Here is a 19,538-nt window from a genome sequence, read left to right on the forward strand (position 1 = left end):
GTCACCCGGTCCCCCGGGGGCCCTGGGGTGCACCCTGGCCCGGGAAGAGCAGCTCCGCCGCGCGGTCGAGGACCTCGGCCCGGGTGCGCCCCCCGTGGTCGGCGGCGAGGGAGTGCCGGGCGACGGCCACGCACATGGCGATCAGGCTGCGGGCCTCGACCTCGTCCGGGTCGGTGCAGAGGGAGCCGATCACCTCGCGCAGCAGGTCCATCCGCCGGTTGTCGACCCGGCGCAGGCGCTCGGCGACGGCCTCGTCCCGCCGGGCCCAGTCCCGGACGGCGAGGTCGAGCGGCAGCAGGCGCTCGCCGGAGAAGGTGAGCGCGCCGGCGCGCCGGGCCCTGGTCCGCGGGTCGCCGCCCTCGCGCTCGACCCGGTCGACGACCTCGTCGGTGCTCTCCCGCTCCCAGGTGTCCAGCATCTCGGCGAGCAGGGCCTCGCGGTCGGCGAAGTGCCCGTAGAACCCGCCCTTGGTGACGCCGAGCCGCTTGGCCAGGGGTTCGACCCGGACGGCGTCCGGGCCGCCCGCGGCGAGGGCCCGCAGCCCTTCCTCCACCCATGCCCCGCGCGGTGTGCGAGCAGTGCCCACGATGTGACCCGCCTCACTCGTCCGGTGAATATACGGCACCGTATATTCGGCCTAGCCTCGATGTGTACGCCAGCGTATACAAAGGGGGGCGAAGCCATGAGGCTTCCGACGACGGCACACACCGGACGGCCGTGGCGCATCCACGGCTTCGCGGCAGACTTCCGGGTCGAGGACGTCTGGTCCTACCGCACACCCGGCGCCGGGCCGGACGACTTCCCGGTCATGCTCGCCGCCCTGCGGGCCGGCACCGGCGGCCGCCGGCCGCTGCCCGTCCGGGCCCTCTTCGCGGCCCGCCGCGGCCTCGGTGCGCTGCTCGGCTGGGACCGGCCCGACGCCGGCCCCGGCCGAGCGCTCCCCACCCTGCGCGACCGGCTGCCGGACGGCCTGCGCGCCACCGCCGACCCCGCCCGCGACGACGGCCTGCCGCTCGCCCCGGTCTACGAACTCCCCGACGAGGCCGTCCGCGAGGTGGCCAACCGGACGGTCCACGCCCTCATGCACCTCGGCTGGGTGCCGACCGGCGACGGCGGCCACGAGCTGCGGATGGCCGTCCTGGTCAAGCCCCGCGGCCGCCTCGGCCGCCGCTACATGGCCCTCATCGCACCGTTCCGCCACCTCGTCGTCTACCCCGCCCTGACCCGCCAGTGGGAGCGCGCCTGGCGCGACCGCCCCCGGCCACCCGCCCGCGGCTGAGGCACGCCCGGGGCGTATCGTCGCCGGATGGCCCTCAGGACACCGCGCGCCCTCCACGTCGACGGCCGCGACTACCGCTGGGTGGTGCGGCACCTGGACGCCGACCACGTGGCCGTCCGGGTCTGGCCCGACGGGCCCGGGCGCGCGCCCCGCCCGCTCGAGGTCGTCCGCCGCTTCGACGACCCCTGGCTCAACTTCGGGGTGCTGCTCACCGCCCCCGCGGAGCGGATCGCCGAGGTCTTCCAGCTGGACCCGGTCACCCCCGCCCTCGCCGCCGACCTGGTCCGCGCGGCCCTGGCCGCCGGCTGGCGCCCCGAGGAGCCCGGCCCGGTGCTGCGCCTCGTCATGCACGGCGACCGGGCGGACTTCACGCTCACCCCTCCCGCGTGAGCAGGGCCGCCACCTGGAGCCCCGCCTCGGCGGCGCCCCGCACGTAGGGGCTGGGGTCCTCGCCCGCCGCCCGCCGCAGGGCCGCGACGGTCTCCCGGCGGCCCGGCCACTGCCAGGCGAGCATGGTCAGTGCCTGGCCGCGCACCTCGGGGCTCGGGTCCTCGGCGGCGCAGCCGCGGACCACCGCCTCGCCCTCCTCTCCGGCCAGCACCGCGAGACTGCTGAGCGCCTCGCAGCGGACCTCCTGGTCCGGGTCCGCGCGGGTGCGGGCGCGGAGGAAGGGGACCGCCTCCGGGCGCCGCCCGCCGAGTTCGGCCAGCAAGCCCAGGGCGGTGGTGCGCAGCCGGGTGGAGTACGGGTCCACCGCGGCCCGGTGGAGCAGGTCGACGGTCTCCGGCGCCCCGGGCCGTCGGGCGGCGAGCGCCTGCAGCGCGTGGCGCCGCGCGGCCTCCCCCGGATCGTGCTCCGCCCGGTCGATCAACACCTCCACCACGGACGGGTGTTCGGGCCACCCGGCGGCCAGTTCACGGATCGCGGTGGCGCGCACCGAGTCGTCCGGGTCGCCGGCGGCCCGCGCCAGCAGCAGCGCCGGGGCCTCGGCGCGCAGCGCCCGGGAGCGGGCCACGCCCTCGATCGCGCTGGAGCGCACGTTCGGGCTGGGGTCGTCGGTCATCCGCTCGCGCAGCACCCGCAGCACGTCCGGGTCCTCGCAGCCGTCCAGGGTCAGCTGGCGCAGGGCCAGTTGGCGGGGGTAGTCGGCCGGGTCGCGGGCGATCCGGTCGAGCAGCAGCGGGAGCACGCCCGGGTGGTGCAGCCAGCGGCCGGCCAGGTTGCGCAGTGCGGTGGCCCGGACCGAGGCCGGCGCGTGCACGGCCTGGTCGAGGGCCAGCGGCAGGACGTCGGGGTGCTCGGGCCGGTGCTGGACGAGCAGGTTCAGCGCGACCTCGCGCGGGAAGCGGTCCGGATCCCCGGCGGCCCGCTCGAACAGCAGCGGCAGCACGTCCGGGTGCTCGGGCCAGCGGCGGGCGAGTTCGGTGAGGGCGGCGGAGCGCACCGTCGACGAGGCGTCGAGGACGGCGGCCGACAGCAGCAGCGGCAGCACCTCCGGGTGCCCGGGCCAGTGCGTGGCCAGCCGGACCAGTGCGGCCTCCCGGGTGAGGCTGTCGCGGTCGCGGACGGCCCGCTCGCGCAGGACGGCGAGGACCTCGTCGCGGGTGTTCCAGTGCTGGGCCAGCGCGGTCAGGGCCACGGTGCGCAGGTAGCCGTCCGAGCTGGTCTCGGCGTGGCCGAGCAGCAGCGGCAGCACCGCCGGGTGCTCGGGCCAGCGCTTCGCCACCTCGTTGACCACGGTGTAGCGGTCCAGCGAGACGCCGTCGTCGACGAGCCGCAGCAACAGCGGCAGCACCTCGGGCCGTCCGTGCCAGCGCTGGGCCAGGGCGGACACCGCGGAGGCCCGGCTGCCGGACTTGAGCCCGTGGACGGCGAGCGCCAGCGCCGGCCGCACGTCGTCGTGCAGCGTGCAGGCGACGGTGGTGGCGTCCTCGGCCAGCGGCAGGAACTGGCCGCGCAGGCGGAACCAGCGCAGGTAGCGCTCCCGCCCGGACCACCCGGCGCCGAAGCCGGCCAGCGCCGTCAGCGCGGCGAGCAACGGATTGCTCCCGGGGTGCCCGGCCGCGCCGGTCAGGGCGGCGGTCATGCCGTCGATCGCCCGGTCGCTCTGCGCGGTCAGCAGGCCGATCTTCCGGACCTCGGCCAGCGCACGGATCGCCAGGACCAGCGAGGCGGCGTCCCCCCGGTCGAGCAGGTGGTCGACCACCCGGCCGGCGTCCGCCTCGCTCAGCTCGTTGACGACCAGCAGCAGCACCTCGTGCCAGGTCGGGTCGTCGACCCGGCGGGCGAACACCTCCTCGATCAGCTCCTGCGGCGTCCACTCCCGGTCGACCGTGTAGCGGCGGACGACGTCGGCAGCCGCCAGGTACTCCAGGAACGCCCGGTGCACGAAGCCGTACACCTCGCCGCCGTACCGCGCCAGGATGAAGTTGCGCTCCCGCAGCTGGTCGCGCAGTGCCCGGGCGGCCGCCAGGCACTGGTGGGCGGGCAGGCCGAACTGGGCGAAGTAGTCGCGGAAGACCGTCTCCAGGTCGTCGGCGTGGATGTGGTTGCCCGCGATGCCGCCGATGCCCTCCTGCATCCGCCGGGCCAGCAGGCGCAGCAGTTCCAGGAGTTCGCGGTCGTCGAGCAGGTCGAGGGCCTCGGCGGCGGCGGGGGTCAGCGGGGCGCGCAGGTGCTTGGTGTCGCGGTCCAGGTGGGCGACGAGCACCCGGACGGCGTGCTCGTAGACGCCCCGGCGGTCCCGGGGCAGGGTCTGGCGCCGGCCGATGATCGCGAGGATGGTCAGCAGCAGCGGGTTGCCGGCGAGTTCGCGGATCGGCCGGGACGCCTCGACCGCGCCGCCGATCCGCTCGACCAGCCGGGCGGCGAGCTGCGGGTCGCTCGGGCAGGCGATGGCGTACCAGCGGCGGGCGAAGGCGGTGATCCGGACGGGGTCGAGGTCCTGCAGCATCAGGTGGGTGAAGCCGGCGCCGCCGAGGGTGGCGCGCTGGTAGCCGATGACCCGGGAGGTGACCACGACGCGGATCCGGTCGTAGCGGGCGGCGAAGGCGGCGATCCGCTCCGCGGTGGCGGCGCGCGTCCCCGGGTCGAACAGCTCGTCCAGGCCGTCGAAGACGACCACGGCCCGCCCCTCGGTGAGCAGCCGGCGCAGTTCGGGGCCGGGGACGGACATCCCGGTGGTGCGGTGGCGGTGGTCCAGGAAGTCCTCGAAGGTGCGCTCGCGCCACTGCTCCTCGGCGTACTGGCGCAGTTCGACCACCAGGGGCAGCCGGCCGGCGAGCCGGGCGAGCGGTCCGGAGTCGTCGCCCCGGGTGAGGGCGAGCGCGAGGTAGCGGGCCACCGTCGACTTGCCGGAGCCCGGGTCGCCGAGCAGCACGACCCGTTCGCCGCGCGGCCCGGCGAGGACGTCGAGCACGTCCTCGCTCGGGCGGCTCAGGTACCCGGTGCGCAGCCGTTCGACGGTGGACTGCCGCAGGCCCGGCGGGAGTTCGTCCTCCGCGGTGGTCTGCTCGCCGTTCGCGAGCAGGCGCTGCACCAGCTCGCGAGGGAGCTCGACCGGGGGCGGGTCCTCCCGCACCTGCGGGGTGACGAACACCTCGCGCAGCTCCACCACCGGGTGCTCGCCCTGCTCGGAGAGCGGGGTGAGCACCTCCAGGTCCAGTCGCCCGAACGTCTCCCGCACCCGGCGTGCGTACCCGGCGCAGGCGGCGGCCAACGACTCGGCGGTGACCGGGCGTTCGCCGGTGCCACCGCCCTGGTGGACCGTCCCGGCCTGGATGAGGTCGCCGTGCACGACCACGGCGTCCGCCCGGTTGTTCGTCGTCCGATCAGGTTCCCCGCCCATCCGGTCAGGGTAGCCGCCGGTGCCGGTCAGGGCAGGCGTCGCACGAACCGCCGCTGCCACGGGGTCTCCACGGCGTGGCGGTCGTAGTGGTCGCGCACGTACCGGACGGCCTCGGCGGGCGGCACGCCGTCGAGGACCGCGATGCGGGCCAGCGCGGTGCCGGTGCGGCCGCGGCCGCCGGCGCAGCCGACCTCGACGCGTTCGGTCGCCGACCGCTCCCAGGCCTCGCGGAACGCGGCCGCGGCGTCGGCGCGGTCGGCGGGCAGCCGGAAGTCGGGCCAGCGCACCCACCGGCTCTCCCAGGTGACGGGGCGCGGCGGGCGGCCCAGCAGGTGGAGGGCGAAGTAGGGGTGCGGGCCCGGCGGCAGCGGGCGGCTCAGGGCGCGGCCGCGCAGCAGCCGCCCGGAGGGCAGCCGCAGGACGCCGGGGGCGGTCGGGTCCCAGGTGGTCGGTCCGGTCACGGCGTTCCTCGGGGTCGGCGGCGGGGCGGCGGTCAGGGCCGGGGCGGGCGGGTGGTCAGGGCCGGGGCGGCGGTCAGGGCCTCGGCGGGCGGGTGGTCAGGAGGCCACGTGCAGGGCCGGGGAGCCCGGCATCCCCGCGCGGTGCGCCAGCGCCGCCGCCTCGCCGCGCGAGGAGACGCCCAGCTTGGCCAGGATGTTGGCGACGTGGAACTTCACCGTCGACTCGCTGATGTGCAGCGCCGCGGCGATGTCCCGGTTGCGGCGGCCGTGCGCCAGCTGGTCGAGCACCTCCAGCTCGCGCGGCTGGAGCCCGTCCAACGGGTCGCCCGCGACCGGCTGCCCGGGGAGGGCGAGCGGCAGGTCGACCGTCACCGTGGTGCCCCAGCCGGCGACCGCCTCGACGGCGCAGGTCCCGCCCAGTGCGGCGATCCGGTCGGCGGTGCGGTGGACGGCGAGCGCGTCGGCGGCGAGCAGCCCCGGGCCGTCGTCGCGCACCACCGCGCGCAGCGTGTCACCGCTGAACCGCCAGCTCACGTGCAGCCTGCTCAGCCCCTCCTGCTCCAGCATGACCAGCACCGCCGCCCGGACGGCCTCCCGGGCGGTGTGGGCGGTGTCCGCCGGCACGGACCGGTCCGCCTCCGCCGGCGGCGCCACCTCCAGCCGCACCCCGGTGTGCCGCAGCAGCGGCCGCAGCTCCCGGTCGAGCCGGGCGAACGCGGCGTCGGCGCTCTGCTCGCTCAGGGCGCGGTCCAGGTCCGCGCCGCGGCGCAGGTCCAGCAGGGCCGTCACCGCGAGTTCGGTGGCGCTGCGGCGCGCCGTGGCGTCGTCCAGCGCGGCCGAGCGCAGCGGCGCCAGGACGGCGGTGAGCGCCGCGTTGTGCATGCCGGTGAACTCGGCGATCGCCCGGGCCCGGGCCGCGGCCGAGGCGCGGGAGACCGCGGCGTGCTTGGGGGCGGCGTCGACGGCCCGGTGGTCGCCGTGGGTGACGACCAGCTCCCACAGCTGCTGGAGCAGGGCCAGCGCCCCCTCGGGGACCGGCTCGGCGCTCTCCCGGATCAGCACCAGCAGCGCGCTGCCGCCGCCCTCCGGGGCCGCCGCGGCGACCACCACCGGCCGCCGCCGGCCCGCCAGTTCGGCCTCGCCCTGCCAGGGGCGGCCGGTCGCGGTGGTCGCGGCGACCGCCCCGGCCAGCCGGTCCAGCTCCACGCTGCCGACGGCCCCGGCCAGCTCGGGCGGGCCGTGGGTGTACGCGGGGGAGACCGTGCAGACGCCGCTGAGCTGGGCGACCGCCACGTGCGGCACGAGCGTGGCGAGCACCTCGGAGAGGCGGTGCAGGAGCTCCGGCCTCGGGGTGCGCAGCACCTCGACGGCGCGCGCCAGGGCGTCCTCCGGGCGGCCCCAGTCCCGCTGCCGTCGTGCGTCCGCGTGCCGTCCGTCGGTTCCGTCCATGCCGTCGAGCCTACGGGCTGCCGGCCGGTCCGCGCCTGGCCGTTCGGCCGGGTGGAACCGGCCGAACGGCGGGCCGGGCCGCCGCCGTCCGCGCCGCAGGATGGAACGGTCGGAGCGACCGACCACACCGGACCACGAGGACCTTCCATGACCAAGGCGATCGCCTTCCCCGAGTACGGCGGCGCGGACGTGCTGCGCCCGATCGACGTCGAACTGCCCGCCCCGGGCCCCGGCCAGGTCCTGGTCGAGGTCCGCGCGGCGGGCTTCAACCCGCTCGACCACAAACTGCGCAGCGGCGCCGTCCGGGAGTTCTTCCCGGTCGCCCTCCCGGCCGTGCCCGGATTCGAGGTGGCGGGCGTGGTCGCGGCGGTCGGCGCGGACGTCACCGCCTGGGCGCCCGGCGACGAGGTGTTCGGCGCGCTGATGGGCGGCGGCCACGCCGAGCGGGCGCTCGTCGAGGCCGCGCTGCTGGCCCGCAAGCCCGCCTCGCTGGACTGGGCGCAGGCCGCGGCGATCCCGGTCGCCGCGGAGACCTCCGAGCGGGCGCTGGACGTGCTGGGCGTGCGCGCCGGGGAGACGCTGCTGGTGCACGGCGCGGCCGGCGGCGTCGGCACCCTGCTGCTGCAGTTCGCCCGGGCCCGCGGGATCGCCGTGATCGGCACCGCCGGCCCGGCCAACCACGCCTACCTGGCCGAACTCGGCGCCGTCCCGGTCGCCTACGGCGAGGGGCTGGCCGAGCGGGTGCGGGCGCTCGCCCCGGGCGGGGTGGACCGGGTGCTGGACCTGGCCGGACTGGGCGGGGTGCTGCCGCTCTCCGTCGAGCTGGCCGGCTCCGCCGAACGGGTGCTCACCATCGCGGACTTCGCCGGCGCGGCCGAGCACGGGGTCCGCATCACCACGGGGGACGAGGGCGTGCCCTACCACCAGCGCGCCTACGCCGCCGCGCTCGCGCTGCACGAGGCCGGCACGCTGCGGCTGCCGCTGCACCGGGTGCTCCCGCTGGCGGAGGCCGCCGAGGCCCACCGGATCAGCGAGCAGGGCCACCTGCGCGGCAAGATCGTGCTCACGGTCTGACGCATCGTCAACGCAGGAGCCGTCCCGGCTGGACTCCCCGGCGTGCCGCCCAACTGTGCGCCTTGCCAGGAAATCTGACGGACGATCGGTAGAGTCCGGCGTCATGGTGACTGTGAACGAGACCGGAGGCGCGGTGGGCCGGCTGGCCGGCCGGGTCTGCGTGGTGACCGGCGCGGCCAGCGGCATCGGCAGGGCCGTCGCCGAACGCTTCGCCCGCGAGGGCGCGTCGGTGGTCGCCACCGACGTCGACGCCGCCGGTCTGCGCCGGCTCGCGGACCGGCTGCCGCACGCCGTCAGCACCGTGGTCGGCGACGTCTCCCTCGACCAGGACGCCCGCCGGATGGTCGAGGCCGCCGTCGAACGGCACGGCCGCCTCGACGTCCTGGTGGCCAACGCCGGTGTCCTCCCGCTGATGGAGGTCACCGAGGCCACCGCCGAGGACTGGGACCGCGTGATGGCCGTCGACGGCCGCGGCATGTTCCTCACCTGCAAGTACGCGATCCAGACGATGGCCGCGCAGGAGCGGCCCGGTGGCGCGGTCGTCTGCGTCTCCTCCATCTCCGGCGAGGCCGGCCAGCGGGGCCAGGCCGTCTACGGCCCGGCCAAGTTCGTGGCCTCGGGCATCACCAAGCACCTCGCCGTCGAGTGGGCGGACCGCGGCATCCGGGTCAACGCCGTCGCGCCCGGCACCATCACCACCGAGCGCGTCGCCCGGCTCCGGGACGAACCGGGCGGCGCCGAGTACCTCGCCGGGATCGAGCGGCTGCATCCCATGGGGCGCCTCGGGACCCCGGCCGAGGTCGCGGCGGCCGTGCTCTTCCTCGCCTCCGACGACGCCTCCTTCGTCACCGGCGCCGTGCTGCCCGTCGACGGCGGGTACCTGGCGCAGTAGCGCGGTCACCGCGCGGCGGCGGGTCCTCGGTGAGCGGCGCGGCCGTCGGTGAGCGGCGCGGTCACCGCGCATCGGCGCCGTCACCGCGCGGTGGTCCAGGAACCCGCCAGCTCCGCGGGCTCGCCGGAGAACACCACCTCGCCCCGGTGCAGGACGTGCACCACCGACGCCGTGGCGAGGGTGCGCGGCAGCGCCCGCGCGGTCAGCACCACCGTCCGGCCGGCGGCCGTGCCCGCCAGCAGGTGGGCGTGCAGCCGGGCCGCCACGGCGGGCGCCAGCCCGCGCTCCGGCTCGTCGAGCAGCAGCAACGCCGGGTCGGCCGCCAACGCCCGCCCGATCGCGACCAGTTGCTGCTGGCCGCCGGAGAGGGTGCCCGCCCGCCGGTCCAGCAGCGCGGTCAGCTCCGGGAACAGCGCCGTCGCCCGCGACCGGGCGGGGCCGCCCAGACCCAGGTGCTCGGCCACCGTCAGCGACCCGAACACCCCCCGCTCCGCCGGCACCAGCGCCAGCCCCGCCCGCACCCGCCGGTGCACCGACCACCCCGTGACGTCCCGCCCCCGCCACAGCACCCGCCCGCCCGACAGAGGCACCAGCCCGGCCACCGCGTGCAGCACGCTCGTCCGCCCGGCCCCGTTGCGCCCGAGCAGCACCGTCACGCCGCCGCCCGGCACGGCGAGCCCGACGCCGTGCAGGGCCTCCAGCGGCCCGTACCGCACCCGGGCGCCCTGCAGGGCGAGCTCGACGCTCACCGGGCGCCGCCTGCCCGGGCGGCCCGGGGGCGTGCCGCGGACATCAGCCGGCCCCCCGCCAGGCGCGGGTGACCCGGGGGTCGGCCAGCACGGTGCGGGTGGGCCCGCCGGCGACGAGCCGGCCGTCCGCCAGGGCGTAGACGGAGTCGGCGAGTTCGGCGACCAGCTCGGCGTCGTGCTCGACCAGCAGCAGGGCCATGCCGCGGTCGGCGAGGCCGCGCAGGACGGTCACCAGACGGGCCGTCTGTGCGGTGTCCAGTCCGGCGGCCGGTTCGTCCAGGAGGAGCACCCTGGGTCCGCCGGCCAGGGCCCGGGCCAGCTCCACCAGCCGGAGCACGCCGGTCGGCTGCTCCGCGGCCGGCTCGGCGGCGACGTCCTGCAGCCCGAACAGTCCGAGCGCCCGGGCCGTGCGCTCCGCGGCTGCCCGGGGGTCGGGCCGGCCGCGGTGCTGCTCGGCGCCGACCCGGACGTTGTCGGCGACGGAGAGCGTGGGGAAGACGGCGATCTGCTGGAAGGTCCGGGCCAGCCCGAGCCGCACCCGCCGGTGGGCGGCGAGCCGGGTGACGTCCCGCCCGCCCAGCAGCACCCGGCCCGCGTCGGGGCGGACGGTGCCGGCGAGGCAGTCGAAGAGGGTGCTCTTGCCGGCGCCGTTGGGGCCGATCAGTGCGGTGATCCGGCCCGGCGGCGCCAGCAGGTCCACCCCGGCGACGGCCTCGATCCCGCCGTAGCGGTACACGATGCCGCGCGCGGTGAGACGGGCGGTGGCCGTGGTGGCGGCGGTGGTCACGGCGGACCTCCGTCCGCCCGGGAGGGCCGGTGCCGCCGCTCGTCGGCCAGCCGAGCGGCGACCAGGGCCCGGACGCGCCGGCCGGCCGGGCTGAGGCGGGACGCGGGCAACGGGGGCGCCGTGGCCCGCGGCCGGCGGGCGGGAAGGGCGGCGAGGCCGCCGGGCAGACGGCCGATCGCGACGGCGAGGGCGCCGACGGCGACGGCGGAGACGCCCGCGGTGGTGCCGGCGTCGAGGCCGGTGAGCAGGGCGGCGACGAGGACGGCGCCGAGCGCGCTGTCGGCGCCGGCGACGACGACGGCGGCGAACCAGAGCAGACCGCGGACGGGGTCGAAGGCGGCGGGGTCGAAGGCCCGGCCGGCGAGGCCCATCAGGCCGCCGCCGAGCGCGGCGAGCGCGGCGCCGGCGACGAAGGCGAGCAGCTTGAGGCCGGGGACGTCCACCCCGGCCGCGGTGGCGCCCGCCTCGTGGTCGCGCACGGCGGTGAGGGCGCGGCCGGTGCGGCCCCGGTGCAGGGCGCGGACGGTGAGCAGGCCGAGGCCGAGCAGGAGGAGTTCGGTGAGGTAGAAGGCCCGGTCGCCGCTGAGCAGGGCGGGGCGGTCCAGGGTGAGCCCGGTGGTGGCGTAGGGCTGCTGGAAGACGAAGCGGCTCATCGCGGTGCCGACGGCGAAGGTGACGAGGGCGAGGGCCAGGCCGCGGCGCCGGATCGCGGGCCAGCCGGTGAGCAGGCCGAGCGGCGCGGTGGCCAGGACGGCGAGCAGCAGCGCGGGCAGGGCGGGCAGCGGTGGGACGCCGGGGATCCGGCCGGACATCAGCAGCCCGGTACCGAGCGCGCCCAGGCCCGCGTACCCGGCCTGGCCGAGCGAGATCTGCCCGCCGTAGCCGGTCACGACGACGACGGAGAGCAGGACGAGGGCGAGCGCGGGCACCAGCAGGGCGCTGCGCAGGTCGTTGCCGCGGAAGCCCAGCGGCAGCAGGAGCAGGACCAGGCAGACCGCCCCGGCGACCCGGCCGCCGCGCCCGCCGCCACCGGGCCCGCCCCCACCGGGCCCGCCCCCACCCGGCCGGGCCCGGCGGGCGGCCAGCGGCGCGAGGTCGTGGCTGCCGCCGGTGATGTGCGGGCCGGCCAGCAGGGCGGTGACGAGCAGCGCGATGACGAACAGGTTGGACTGCACGGCCTGGACCAGCGGCAGCAGTTGGCCGGACGGCCGGAGCCGGGTGAGTTCCGCCTGGGCGACGCCGAGGCCGAGCCCGGTCGCGACGGCCACCGGGATGCTGCGCAGCCGGGCGGCGACGGCCACCGCCATGGTCTCCATCACCAGCAGCGGCAGCCCGTACGGGTCGAGCAGCAGGTAGGGGGCGAGGGTGACGCCGACCAGCCCGGCGGTGAAGGTGCCGAAGGCCCATCCGGCGGCGGAGAGCCGGTCGGCGTCGACCCCGGCGAGGGCGGCGAGGCGGCGGTCGTCCACGACGGCCCGCAGCCGCAGGCCGAAGCCGGTCCAGCGGGTGACGGCGGTGACGCCGAGACCGAGGACGAGGATGGCGGCCAACTGGGCGACGGTGTCCGGCCGCAGGGTGTGCCCGCCGGGCAGCCGGATCGGGGTGCCGCCGAGCGGGGAGGGGGCACCGGCCAGCGGGGCCGGGCCCCAGAGCAGCACGACCAGGCCGATGAGCAGCACGAAGACGCCCAGCCCGGCGACCATGGTCTCGGCCGGTCCGGCGCCGCGCCGCTGCAGGGGGCGGTGGACGAGGACGTCGAGCAGGACGCCGAGCGCCGGGGCGACCAGCAGCAGGCAGCAGGCGACGGCGGGCCACACCGGCCAGTGCCGGACCACGACGAGGTCCCGCAGCAGGTAGGCGACGGCCATCGCCTGGGCGCCCTGGGCGATGTTGAGCACGCCGGTGGCGCGGTGGCAGACGACCAGGCCGATGCCGCTGAGCGCGGCGGCGCAGCCGACGGTGAGCCCGGCGAGGGCGAGGTCGACGGTGAGCCCGAGCGAGTCGGCGGGCGCGGCCAGCAGGACGTCCACCGGTTCACCCGCCGGGCGGGGCGGATTCGCCCGGACGGGTGGCGGGCCCGTCCGGGTCGCCGTCCGGCTCGCAGACCGGGCAGGGCGTCAGCGAGCGGTCCCGCACGGCCGCCGCGTCCACCGCCCCGGCCCGCTCCTTGCCGGAGACCAGCGGGCAGTCCGGCCGGTGGTAGTGGGTGCCCCCGGGGAGGGCGCACCGCCCGGTGGCGGCCCCGCCGCCGCCCTGCGGCTCGTCCGGTTCGACCAGCAGCTCGTACAGCCGCGCCACCCGTCGGCCGGTGAGGTCCCCGGGCCCGTCTGGCGGCGGGCGCACGGCCACGATCACCGCGCCGGAGACGATGAGGGCCGCGCCGGGAACGGTCGAGGAGGCCAGGTAGGGGATCTGCTGTTCGGCGAAGCGCTCGCCGGAGACCCCGTACCAGCCGAGCACGCACAGCACCGCCCCGACCGCCAGGAGGATCCAGCCGGCCCACTCCCGCCCGCCCCGGACGGCCCGCAGCCGGCGGGCACCGCGCCGGACGGGGAAAGCCCCCGCCGCGGGGCGGGTGGTCCCTCCGCCGGATTGCGATTCGTCCATGGATCCGCCTTGATGGTGTCACTTGCGACGTTTCCAGGATCGGCCTGGAACAGCATCCGGGACACCGCGAGCGGGACCGGGCGGCGCAGTCGAGAGGGAACACCATGCGCGTGACGCGAAGCGGCACCCCCACGGGCGGCGGCCCGGCCCGGCGGACGGCGGGCGCGCTGCTCGCCCTGCTGCTGGTGGCCACGGCGGCCGCGTGCAGCAGCAGCACGTCCGGGTCCTCGGCGACCACCTCGGCCGCCGCGAGCCCGAGCGCCTCCGCGAGCGCCACCTCCGGCGGTTCGCCGACCGCGTCCGGCGGCACGGCGCCCGCCGATCCGGCTGCCGCGAAGACGGAGGTCACCGCCAACTGGGAGAAGTTCTTCGACCCCGCCACCCCGATCCCGGACAAGGCCAAGCTGCTCCAGGGCGGTGACGCGCTGCTCCCGGCGCTGCAGGGCTTCGCACAGGACCCGCGGGTCGGCCAGGTGCAGGCGAAGGTCACCGACGTCGCGTTCACTGACGCGAACGACGCCACCGTCACCTACTCGCTCTCCCTGCAGGGCACCGTCGTCGAGCCCGCCGCGACCGGCCAGGCCGTCCTGGAGAACGGCACCTGGAAGGTGTCCCGCTCGACCCTGTGCGGCCTGATCACCCAGGCCGGCGGCGCCAGCGGCACCCCGATCCCCGGATGCAGCTGACGGCCCCGACGCTCCGCCGGGCCGTCGACGCGACGCCGCGCCGGCGGCCCGGCGGCGCCCCGGGGGTGCCGGGGCTCGCGGCCGTCCTGACGGTCCTGGCGCTGCTGCTGCCGCTCGCGGGCTGCGGGACCCGGCTGCCGGCCGACGCCTTCTCCGCCCGGTCGACCCCGGCCGGCGGCACCGGCAGCCCCGGCAGCACCGGCGGGAACCCGGCCTCGGACACCGGCGTCAGCGCCACCGAGATCCGGGTCGGCATCGTCACCTCGACGACCAGCCCCGTCGGCGGCGACGTGTTCAGCGGACCGCGCTACGGAGCCCAGGCCTTCTTCCAGGCCCTCGACGACCGCGGCGGCCTGCACGGACGCACCGTCCGGATCCTCACCTGCGACGACGGCGGCAGCGGCATCGGCAACCAGGACTGCGTGCACCGGCTGATCGACCGGGAGCACGTCTTCGCCTTCGTCAGCGGCAGCGTCCTGGACTACGCGGGCGCCCCCTACGTGAGCGCCCAGGCGGTGCCGGACGTCGGCGGCCAGCCGATCGGCACCGCCTACGACCGCTGGCCTCACCTGTACGGGATCTACGGCAGCAGCGCCCCGCGCGACGGACGGGCCGTCGGCTGGAACGGCACGCTCTACCAGAGCACCGAGGTGTTCCGGTTCTTCCGGGAGCGGCTGGGCGCGGGCACCGCCGCCGTGGTCGCCTACAACCAGGCCGACTCGGCCCGCTACGCCGGTCAGCTGAAGGCCGGGCTGGAGGCCGAGGGCTACCGGGTGCTGCTCCAGACGGTGGACTTCGCGCTGCCGAACTTCCAGGCGGTCGCCGCGGCCGTGCGGGCGGACGGCTCACAGCTGCTGTTCGACGCCATGGACACCCGGGGCAACGTGGCGCTGTGCCGGGCCCTGGACGACGCCGGGGTCGGGCTGACGGCCAAGGTCACCAACGTGCAGAACTGGTCGGAGTCGGTGCGCACCGACTACCAGGCCGTGCCGAACTGCCGCGACGTCCTCTGGGCGACCTCCTCCAGCCTCAACTACGCGGACGAGCAGTACCCGGCGGTGCACGAGTTCCGCACCGCGATGGCCCGGTACTACCCGGACCGCGGGTCGCAGCTGTCCGCCTGGGAACTGGAGGGCTGGGCGGGCGCGCAGTGGCTCGCCGACGCGATGGCGTCCTGCGGGGCCGCGCTGACCCGCTCCTGCACGGAGGCCTTCATGAACCGCGTCGAGCCCTACGACGCGCACGGCCTGATCCTGCCCGCCTCCTTCGTCCCGCAGCCGCCGCCCAGCGGGCCGACCAGGGCCTGTCTGAACGCCGCCCGCTGGCAGGACGCGGCGCAGTCGGGCCGGGGCGGCTGGGTCACCCAGGTGCCGTCGATGACGACCACCTGCTTCGAGGTCCCGCAGCTGCCGTACCGGCCGTGACCGGGGTGGTGCAGGGGCGGATCCGGGGCGGCGTCGGGGGCGGTTCAGGGGCCACGGGGGCCGTACCGGGGCCCGGGCCGCGGGGCTCCGGGGCCGATCAGGGCAGCCGCTCGACCACGACCATCGCCGCGTCGTCGCCCAGCCGGCCGCCCGCGTGGGCGAGCAGGTCCCGGTGCAGGTGGTTCAGCAGCACGGCCGGGCTCTCGCCCTGCCGGGCCGCGAGGCGTTCGGCGAGCGGGTAGAAGTGCCCGTGCGCGTCCCTGGCCTCGATCACGCCGTCGGTGTAGATCAACAGCCGGTCGCCAGGGTGGAAGGGGAAGGTCTCCGTCTCGTACCGGACCGGGGCGAGGTCGCCCAGGCCGAGCGGCGGCGCCGGGTGGCGGGCCGCCAGCGTGGTGATGCCGTCGGGGCGCAGCAGCAGCGGCGGCGGGTGGCCGCAGTCGATCAGGCGGACGGCCGAGCCGTCGTCGGGGATGTCGAGCAGCACGGCGGTGATGAAGGACTCCCAGCCCTCCTCCGCCGCCGCGTCCGCCTCCTCGCCCGGCGCCCGCTGCGGGCGGGACTGCTCGGCCGGCTGGGCGAGGCCCCAGCAGACGGTGCCGTCCAGGTAGGCGGCGAGGCCGGGCAGATCGGGGTACAGGTGGGCGGCGGCGCGGAAGGCGCCGAGCAGCAGGGCCGCGTCGCCCAGCGAGGGCAGGCCCTTGCCGCGGACGTCGCCGACCAGCAGCCGGGTGCCGGTGGTCGTGCGGGCGGCCGCGTAGAGGTCGCCGCCGACCTGCGCCTCGGCCTCGGCGGCCAGGTAGACGGAGGCCAGGTGCAGCGGGCCGATCCGCTCCGGCAGCGGGCGCAGCAGCACCCGCTGGGCGGCCTCGGACACCGAGCGGACCTGGGCCAGCTCGCGCTCGTGCCGGGCGCGCAGCACCCGCAGGCCGACGATCAGCACGGAGACGGCCAGCTGGGCACCCAGCTGGGTCTCGTGGTTGGCGGTGGTCACGCCGTCCCGGGCGAGGCCGATCACGGTGAGCCCGGCCAGGGCCAGCAGGGCGACGGCGGCGGTGGCCCGGGGCCCGGCGACGGAGGCGGTGAGCGCGGGGGCGACGATCAGCAGCGGGCCGAGGTGGATGTCCGGCGGGGAGACGATGTCGACGACGGTGATCACGACGATCAGCGCGAGAGACAGGGCCGTCATCACCCGGCTGTCGGGCCGCCAGGAACGGCGGCGGTCGCGGGGGCGGTCGCGCGGGCGCGGGTCACGGGGACGCTGCCGGAGTGGCACCCCTCCTCTGTACACCGTGCGGGCGGTGCGGCGCACCCGGAGCCGGCGGGCGGGCCCGGACGGCGCCGCCCCGCCGTCAGCCCTCTTCGCCGTAGCGGGCCAGGTAGTCGGCGAAACGGGCGACGTCCGCGTCGGACCAGTCGGTGAAGCGGGCCGTGAAGGCCAGCCGGCGCTGCTCGTTGGCGTCCCGCAGCAGGGTCAGTCCGGCCTCGGTGGCCCGCAGGATCTGGCCGCGCTGGTCGTCCGGGTCGGCCTCGCGGCGCAGCAGGCCGAGCTTCTCCAGGGCGGTGACCTGGCGGCTGACGGTGGACTTGTCGAGCATGAAGTGGGCGGCCACGTCGGCGGCCCGGCAGCCGCCGCGCTCGGTGATCAGGTCGAGGATGCTGTAGGTGACCAGGGAGAGGTCGGGGTGCAGCTGGGAGGCCTTGTGCCGGGCACGGCGGGCGAAGGCGGTCAGCTCGCGCTGGATGGTGTCGATGGACGACTGGCGGCCGGGCACGGGGTTCCTACCTCCTCGAGATTTGTTGCACTATACAACGGAATCACTCGGGCCCGTGCGCCGCACCCCCGACGGCCGACCGGCCCGGGCCGCTTCCCAGGCGCGGGCTGCGGCGATCCGGCGGGTCGTACTCGGGTGAGTGGCGAACAGTAGCTCAAGCACCCTCGGCGGGTCGACATCGGAGACGTTCGCCAGAGCCAGTCTGCGCTGCATCGCGACGAACTGCTCGGGGTCCGCCGTCAGTTCGAGCGCGTGCCGGTCCGCCCTGGCCTCGATCCGGCGGCTCACCGCACACTGCGCCGGGCCCGACAGCGCGCCCAGCAGCGCCGCGCACGCCGCCAGCAGCGGCAGCGCCCGCGGATCCGCGGCGTCCGTCGCCCCGGCCGCCGACAGCAGCGGCGCCCAGCCGCTCAGCACGCCCAGCACCGCCACCGCCACCGCGGCGCCCAACGCGCCCAGCACGGTGCCCGTCAGCACGTCCCGGTGCTTCACGTGGCCCAGCTCGTGCGCCACCACCAGCTCCACCTCGCGGGGCTGCGCGGTCGACACCAGGGTGTCGTAGGCGACGATCCGCCGGGTCGCGCCCAGCCCCGAGACGTAGGCGTTGAGCGCGGTGGTCCGCCGCGAGGCGTCCGCCACCAGCACGTCCCGCACCCGCACGCCGTCCCGCTCCGCCAGCGCCAGCAGGGCGGTGCGCAGCCCGCCCGGCGCCATCGGGGCGAAGCGGTTGAAGACCGGCTCGATCAGCAGCGGGTGGAGGAAGGAGAGCGCCACGGTGAGCCCGGCCGCGGCCGCGGCCCCCGGCACCCACCAGTACCGCGGCGACCACGCGGTCAGCGCGAACAGCCCGAGCGCGAGCGGCAGCACCAGCGCGAGGCCCAGCGCCAGACCGCGCAGCGCGTCCAACAGCCACCCGGCCCAGCCCTGCGTCACCAGCCCGTACCGGGCCCGGACCACCCGGACCCGGGCGCCGAACGGCAGCTGCAGTGCCTGGCCCAGCACCAGCAGCGCCGCCGCGCCCGCCAGCACCTGGGCCGTCCGGGAGCCGCCGAACCAGCCCCCGACGGCGACGACCAGGCCGGCCCCGGCCGGGGTGAGACCGAGCAGCAGGGTCAGCGCCAGCCCGGCGAGCCGCCCGCCCAGCGCCCACGGCAGCTGGGCGCGGCGCAGCGCGCGGCCGCGGGCGAGCTCGGCGGGGGTGAAGTCGCCGGGGCCGGCGTCGGCTCCGGCTCCGGGATCGGGGTCGGGATCGGCCGGCGGGGTGGTCACGGTCTCGTCCATGGGCGGCTCGCGGCTCCGGGTTCGGGCGGACGGGGTGGTCGGGGTGGTCGGGGCTCCAGGATCCCGCACCACGGGCGGTCGGCGCCCGGCCCCCGGTCTCGGGGGCGGCCGGTGCGGTGCTCCGCGGGCCTCATCCGGCGCTCCCCGGCCGGGCCTCCCTCAGTCCTCGGCCGGGCTCAGTCCTCGGCCGGGCCGGTGGCGCCGTGGACGCCGGCCCGCAGCAGCTGGTGGCCGAGGTCGACCAGGGCGCGGCCGGCCGCGAACTCGTCCCCGACGGCGGGCGCCGGGGCGTCGAACGGGCCGCGGCGGGCGAGGGCGTCGCTGTGCAGCACGGTGCCGTCGGCGTCCAGCACGGCGTGCACCCGGGTGGTGCCGCCGTCCTCGACCACGTGCAGGCTGAGCTGCCAGTCCTTGGTGCGGACGGGATCGGGGCCCGGTCCGCCGGGCTCCTCGCCGACCGTCGACCGCGCCGCGACGGGCGCCTCCGGCCGGACCGCCGCCCCTGCCGCCTCCGCCGCCTCCGCCGGGACGCGCGGTGCGGCCGAGGCCGTCCCGTCGGCGCGCACGATCACCACCGGGCAGGTCCCGTGCACGGCGCAGCGGACGCTGACCGACCCGAGCAGCGTCCGGGCGAAGGTGCCGCGCCCCCGGCTGCCCAGCACCAGCAGGTCCGCCTCCTCGGCCGCCTCCAGCAGCACCTCGGCGGCGTGCCCGGGCAGCAGGCTCTCCCGGACCTCCACCGGGCGGTCGCGCCCCAGCACCTCGTCCACCTCGGTGGTCAGGGTGCGCCGGGCCGTCTGCTCGAAGCCGTCGTCCACCACCGGCATGTACCAGCCGTACAGCGACGGGTACTCCCAGGCCGCGACGGCGTCCACCACCGCCCCGGTCAGCGCGGCCTGGTCGACCGCCCAGCGCAGTGCGGCCCTCGACGGCGCCGAACCGTCGATGCCGACCACGATCCGGCGCGAGCGGCCGGCGACGGCCTCGATGCTGCCCATGACGAACCACCTCCGGAACGGGCCCGCCGCCCGTGTCGGGCGGCCCCCTCCTCCACGCTGCCCGCCCGGGCGGGCGGAGCGCCAGGGACGGGACGGCCCGGTCCGCGTGCCGGTCGGGACGGACGGGCCCACTGGGGCCGGAGCGGGTCGTCGTGTCGGCCTGTGTCCGAAATGTTGCGGATCCGGGGCGGAGGGGTGGCGGAGCCGTGGCGTAGGCTGACCGCGCTCG

At 77.3% G+C, this 19,538-nt stretch carries 18 protein-coding genes; 6 read left to right on the top strand and 12 right to left on the bottom strand.

Annotated elements, in window-relative coordinates:
- Position 1: 1 nt before the first annotated feature.
- Entirely contained in the window at positions 2–586 is a 585-nt protein-coding gene (locus tag AB0N04_RS00485; RefSeq protein WP_360205069.1) for a TetR/AcrR family transcriptional regulator, read from the bottom strand.
- A gap of 96 nt (positions 587–682) precedes the next feature.
- On the opposite strand from AB0N04_RS00485, the gene AB0N04_RS00490 reads away from it, so the two are divergent.
- The gene (locus AB0N04_RS00490; protein WP_360205072.1) at positions 683–1,279 is read left to right on the top strand and encodes a DUF2867 domain-containing protein; all 597 of its coding nucleotides are present in this window, start codon (positions 683–685) and stop codon (positions 1,277–1,279) included.
- A 27-nt stretch (positions 1,280–1,306) separates the two neighbouring features.
- A complete protein-coding gene (locus AB0N04_RS00495) occupies positions 1,307–1,669 on the top strand; it encodes a hypothetical protein (RefSeq protein ID WP_360205075.1) in 363 nt (120 codons plus the stop codon).
- Here the strand turns inward: AB0N04_RS00495 and AB0N04_RS00500 are convergent.
- The 3 genes from AB0N04_RS00500 to AB0N04_RS00510 form a co-directional block, all read right to left on the bottom strand.
- Positions 1,653–5,126, bottom strand: coding sequence for a HEAT repeat domain-containing protein (locus AB0N04_RS00500; RefSeq protein ID WP_360205078.1), 3,474 nt, complete (start codon positions 5,124–5,126; stop codon positions 1,653–1,655). The genes AB0N04_RS00495 and AB0N04_RS00500 overlap by 17 nt on opposite strands.
- Before the next feature lie 26 nt (positions 5,127–5,152).
- Positions 5,153–5,587, bottom strand: coding sequence for a protein phosphatase (locus AB0N04_RS00505; RefSeq protein WP_360205080.1), 435 nt, complete (start codon positions 5,585–5,587; stop codon positions 5,153–5,155).
- 96 nt (positions 5,588–5,683) lie between these two features.
- Positions 5,684–7,036 (bottom strand): LuxR C-terminal-related transcriptional regulator, encoded by a 1,353-nt coding sequence (locus AB0N04_RS00510; RefSeq protein ID WP_360205083.1) that lies wholly within the window; start codon positions 7,034–7,036, stop codon positions 5,684–5,686.
- 147 nt (positions 7,037–7,183) lie between these two features.
- Here AB0N04_RS00510 and AB0N04_RS00515 point away from each other — a divergent pair, with 147 nt between their 5' ends.
- Both AB0N04_RS00515 and AB0N04_RS00520 read left to right on the top strand, forming a co-directional pair.
- On the top strand, positions 7,184–8,110 hold the full coding sequence (locus AB0N04_RS00515) for an NADP-dependent oxidoreductase (RefSeq protein ID WP_360205085.1): 927 nt from the start codon (positions 7,184–7,186) through the stop codon (positions 8,108–8,110).
- 103 nt (positions 8,111–8,213) lie between these two features.
- On the top strand, positions 8,214–9,002 hold the full coding sequence (locus AB0N04_RS00520) for an SDR family NAD(P)-dependent oxidoreductase (protein ID WP_360205088.1): 789 nt from the start codon (positions 8,214–8,216) through the stop codon (positions 9,000–9,002).
- An 80-nt stretch (positions 9,003–9,082) separates the two neighbouring features.
- On the opposite strand, the gene AB0N04_RS00525 is transcribed toward AB0N04_RS00520, so the two are convergent.
- Genes AB0N04_RS00525 through AB0N04_RS00540 form a run of 4 tightly spaced genes read right to left on the bottom strand, consistent with a single transcriptional unit; the run spans position 9,083 to position 13,145 of the window.
- Entirely contained in the window at positions 9,083–9,751 is a 669-nt protein-coding gene (locus AB0N04_RS00525; RefSeq protein WP_360205091.1) for an ATP-binding cassette domain-containing protein, read from the bottom strand.
- Between the two features lie 43 nt (positions 9,752–9,794).
- Positions 9,795–10,538: an ATP-binding cassette domain-containing protein gene (locus AB0N04_RS00530; protein ID WP_360205094.1), complete on the bottom strand. Its 744-nt coding sequence runs from the start codon at positions 10,536–10,538 to the stop codon at positions 9,795–9,797.
- Positions 10,535–12,568, bottom strand: coding sequence for an ABC transporter permease (locus AB0N04_RS00535; RefSeq protein ID WP_360205096.1), 2,034 nt, complete (start codon positions 12,566–12,568; stop codon positions 10,535–10,537). Before AB0N04_RS00535 ends, AB0N04_RS00530 begins: the two co-directional genes overlap by 4 nt.
- 4 nt (positions 12,569–12,572) lie before the next feature.
- Positions 12,573–13,145, bottom strand: coding sequence for a hypothetical protein (locus tag AB0N04_RS00540; RefSeq protein WP_360205099.1), 573 nt, complete (start codon positions 13,143–13,145; stop codon positions 12,573–12,575).
- Positions 13,146–13,249: 104 nt separating this feature from the next.
- Between AB0N04_RS00540 and AB0N04_RS00545 the strand changes: the two genes are divergently transcribed.
- Positions 13,250–13,831 (top strand): hypothetical protein, encoded by a 582-nt coding sequence (locus AB0N04_RS00545; RefSeq protein WP_360205102.1) that lies wholly within the window; start codon positions 13,250–13,252, stop codon positions 13,829–13,831.
- Positions 13,822–15,255, top strand: coding sequence for an ABC transporter substrate-binding protein (locus tag AB0N04_RS00550; RefSeq protein ID WP_360205105.1), 1,434 nt, complete (start codon positions 13,822–13,824; stop codon positions 15,253–15,255). The genes AB0N04_RS00545 and AB0N04_RS00550 overlap by 10 nt, the downstream gene beginning before the upstream one ends.
- A 97-nt stretch (positions 15,256–15,352) precedes the next feature.
- Here the strand turns inward: AB0N04_RS00550 and AB0N04_RS00555 are convergent, their stop codons facing one another.
- From AB0N04_RS00555 to AB0N04_RS00570, 4 genes are all read right to left on the bottom strand, one after another.
- The gene (locus tag AB0N04_RS00555; protein ID WP_360205108.1) at positions 15,353–16,444 is read right to left on the bottom strand and encodes a PP2C family protein-serine/threonine phosphatase; all 1,092 of its coding nucleotides are present in this window, start codon (positions 16,442–16,444) and stop codon (positions 15,353–15,355) included.
- Between the two features lie 163 nt (positions 16,445–16,607).
- The gene (locus tag AB0N04_RS00560; RefSeq protein WP_360205111.1) at positions 16,608–17,030 is read right to left on the bottom strand and encodes a MarR family transcriptional regulator; all 423 of its coding nucleotides are present in this window, start codon (positions 17,028–17,030) and stop codon (positions 16,608–16,610) included.
- A gap of 30 nt (positions 17,031–17,060) precedes the next feature.
- Positions 17,061–18,311 (bottom strand): M48 family metalloprotease, encoded by a 1,251-nt coding sequence (locus tag AB0N04_RS00565; protein WP_360205114.1) that lies wholly within the window; start codon positions 18,309–18,311, stop codon positions 17,061–17,063.
- Between the two features lie 176 nt (positions 18,312–18,487).
- The gene (locus tag AB0N04_RS00570; RefSeq protein ID WP_360205116.1) at positions 18,488–19,309 is read right to left on the bottom strand and encodes a universal stress protein; all 822 of its coding nucleotides are present in this window, start codon (positions 19,307–19,309) and stop codon (positions 18,488–18,490) included.
- Between the last annotated feature and the right edge of the window lie 229 nt (positions 19,310–19,538).

Source organism: Kitasatospora sp. NPDC051702 (assembly GCF_040681575.1).
In the GTDB taxonomy this organism is placed as follows: domain Bacteria; phylum Actinomycetota; class Actinomycetes; order Streptomycetales; family Streptomycetaceae; genus Kitasatospora.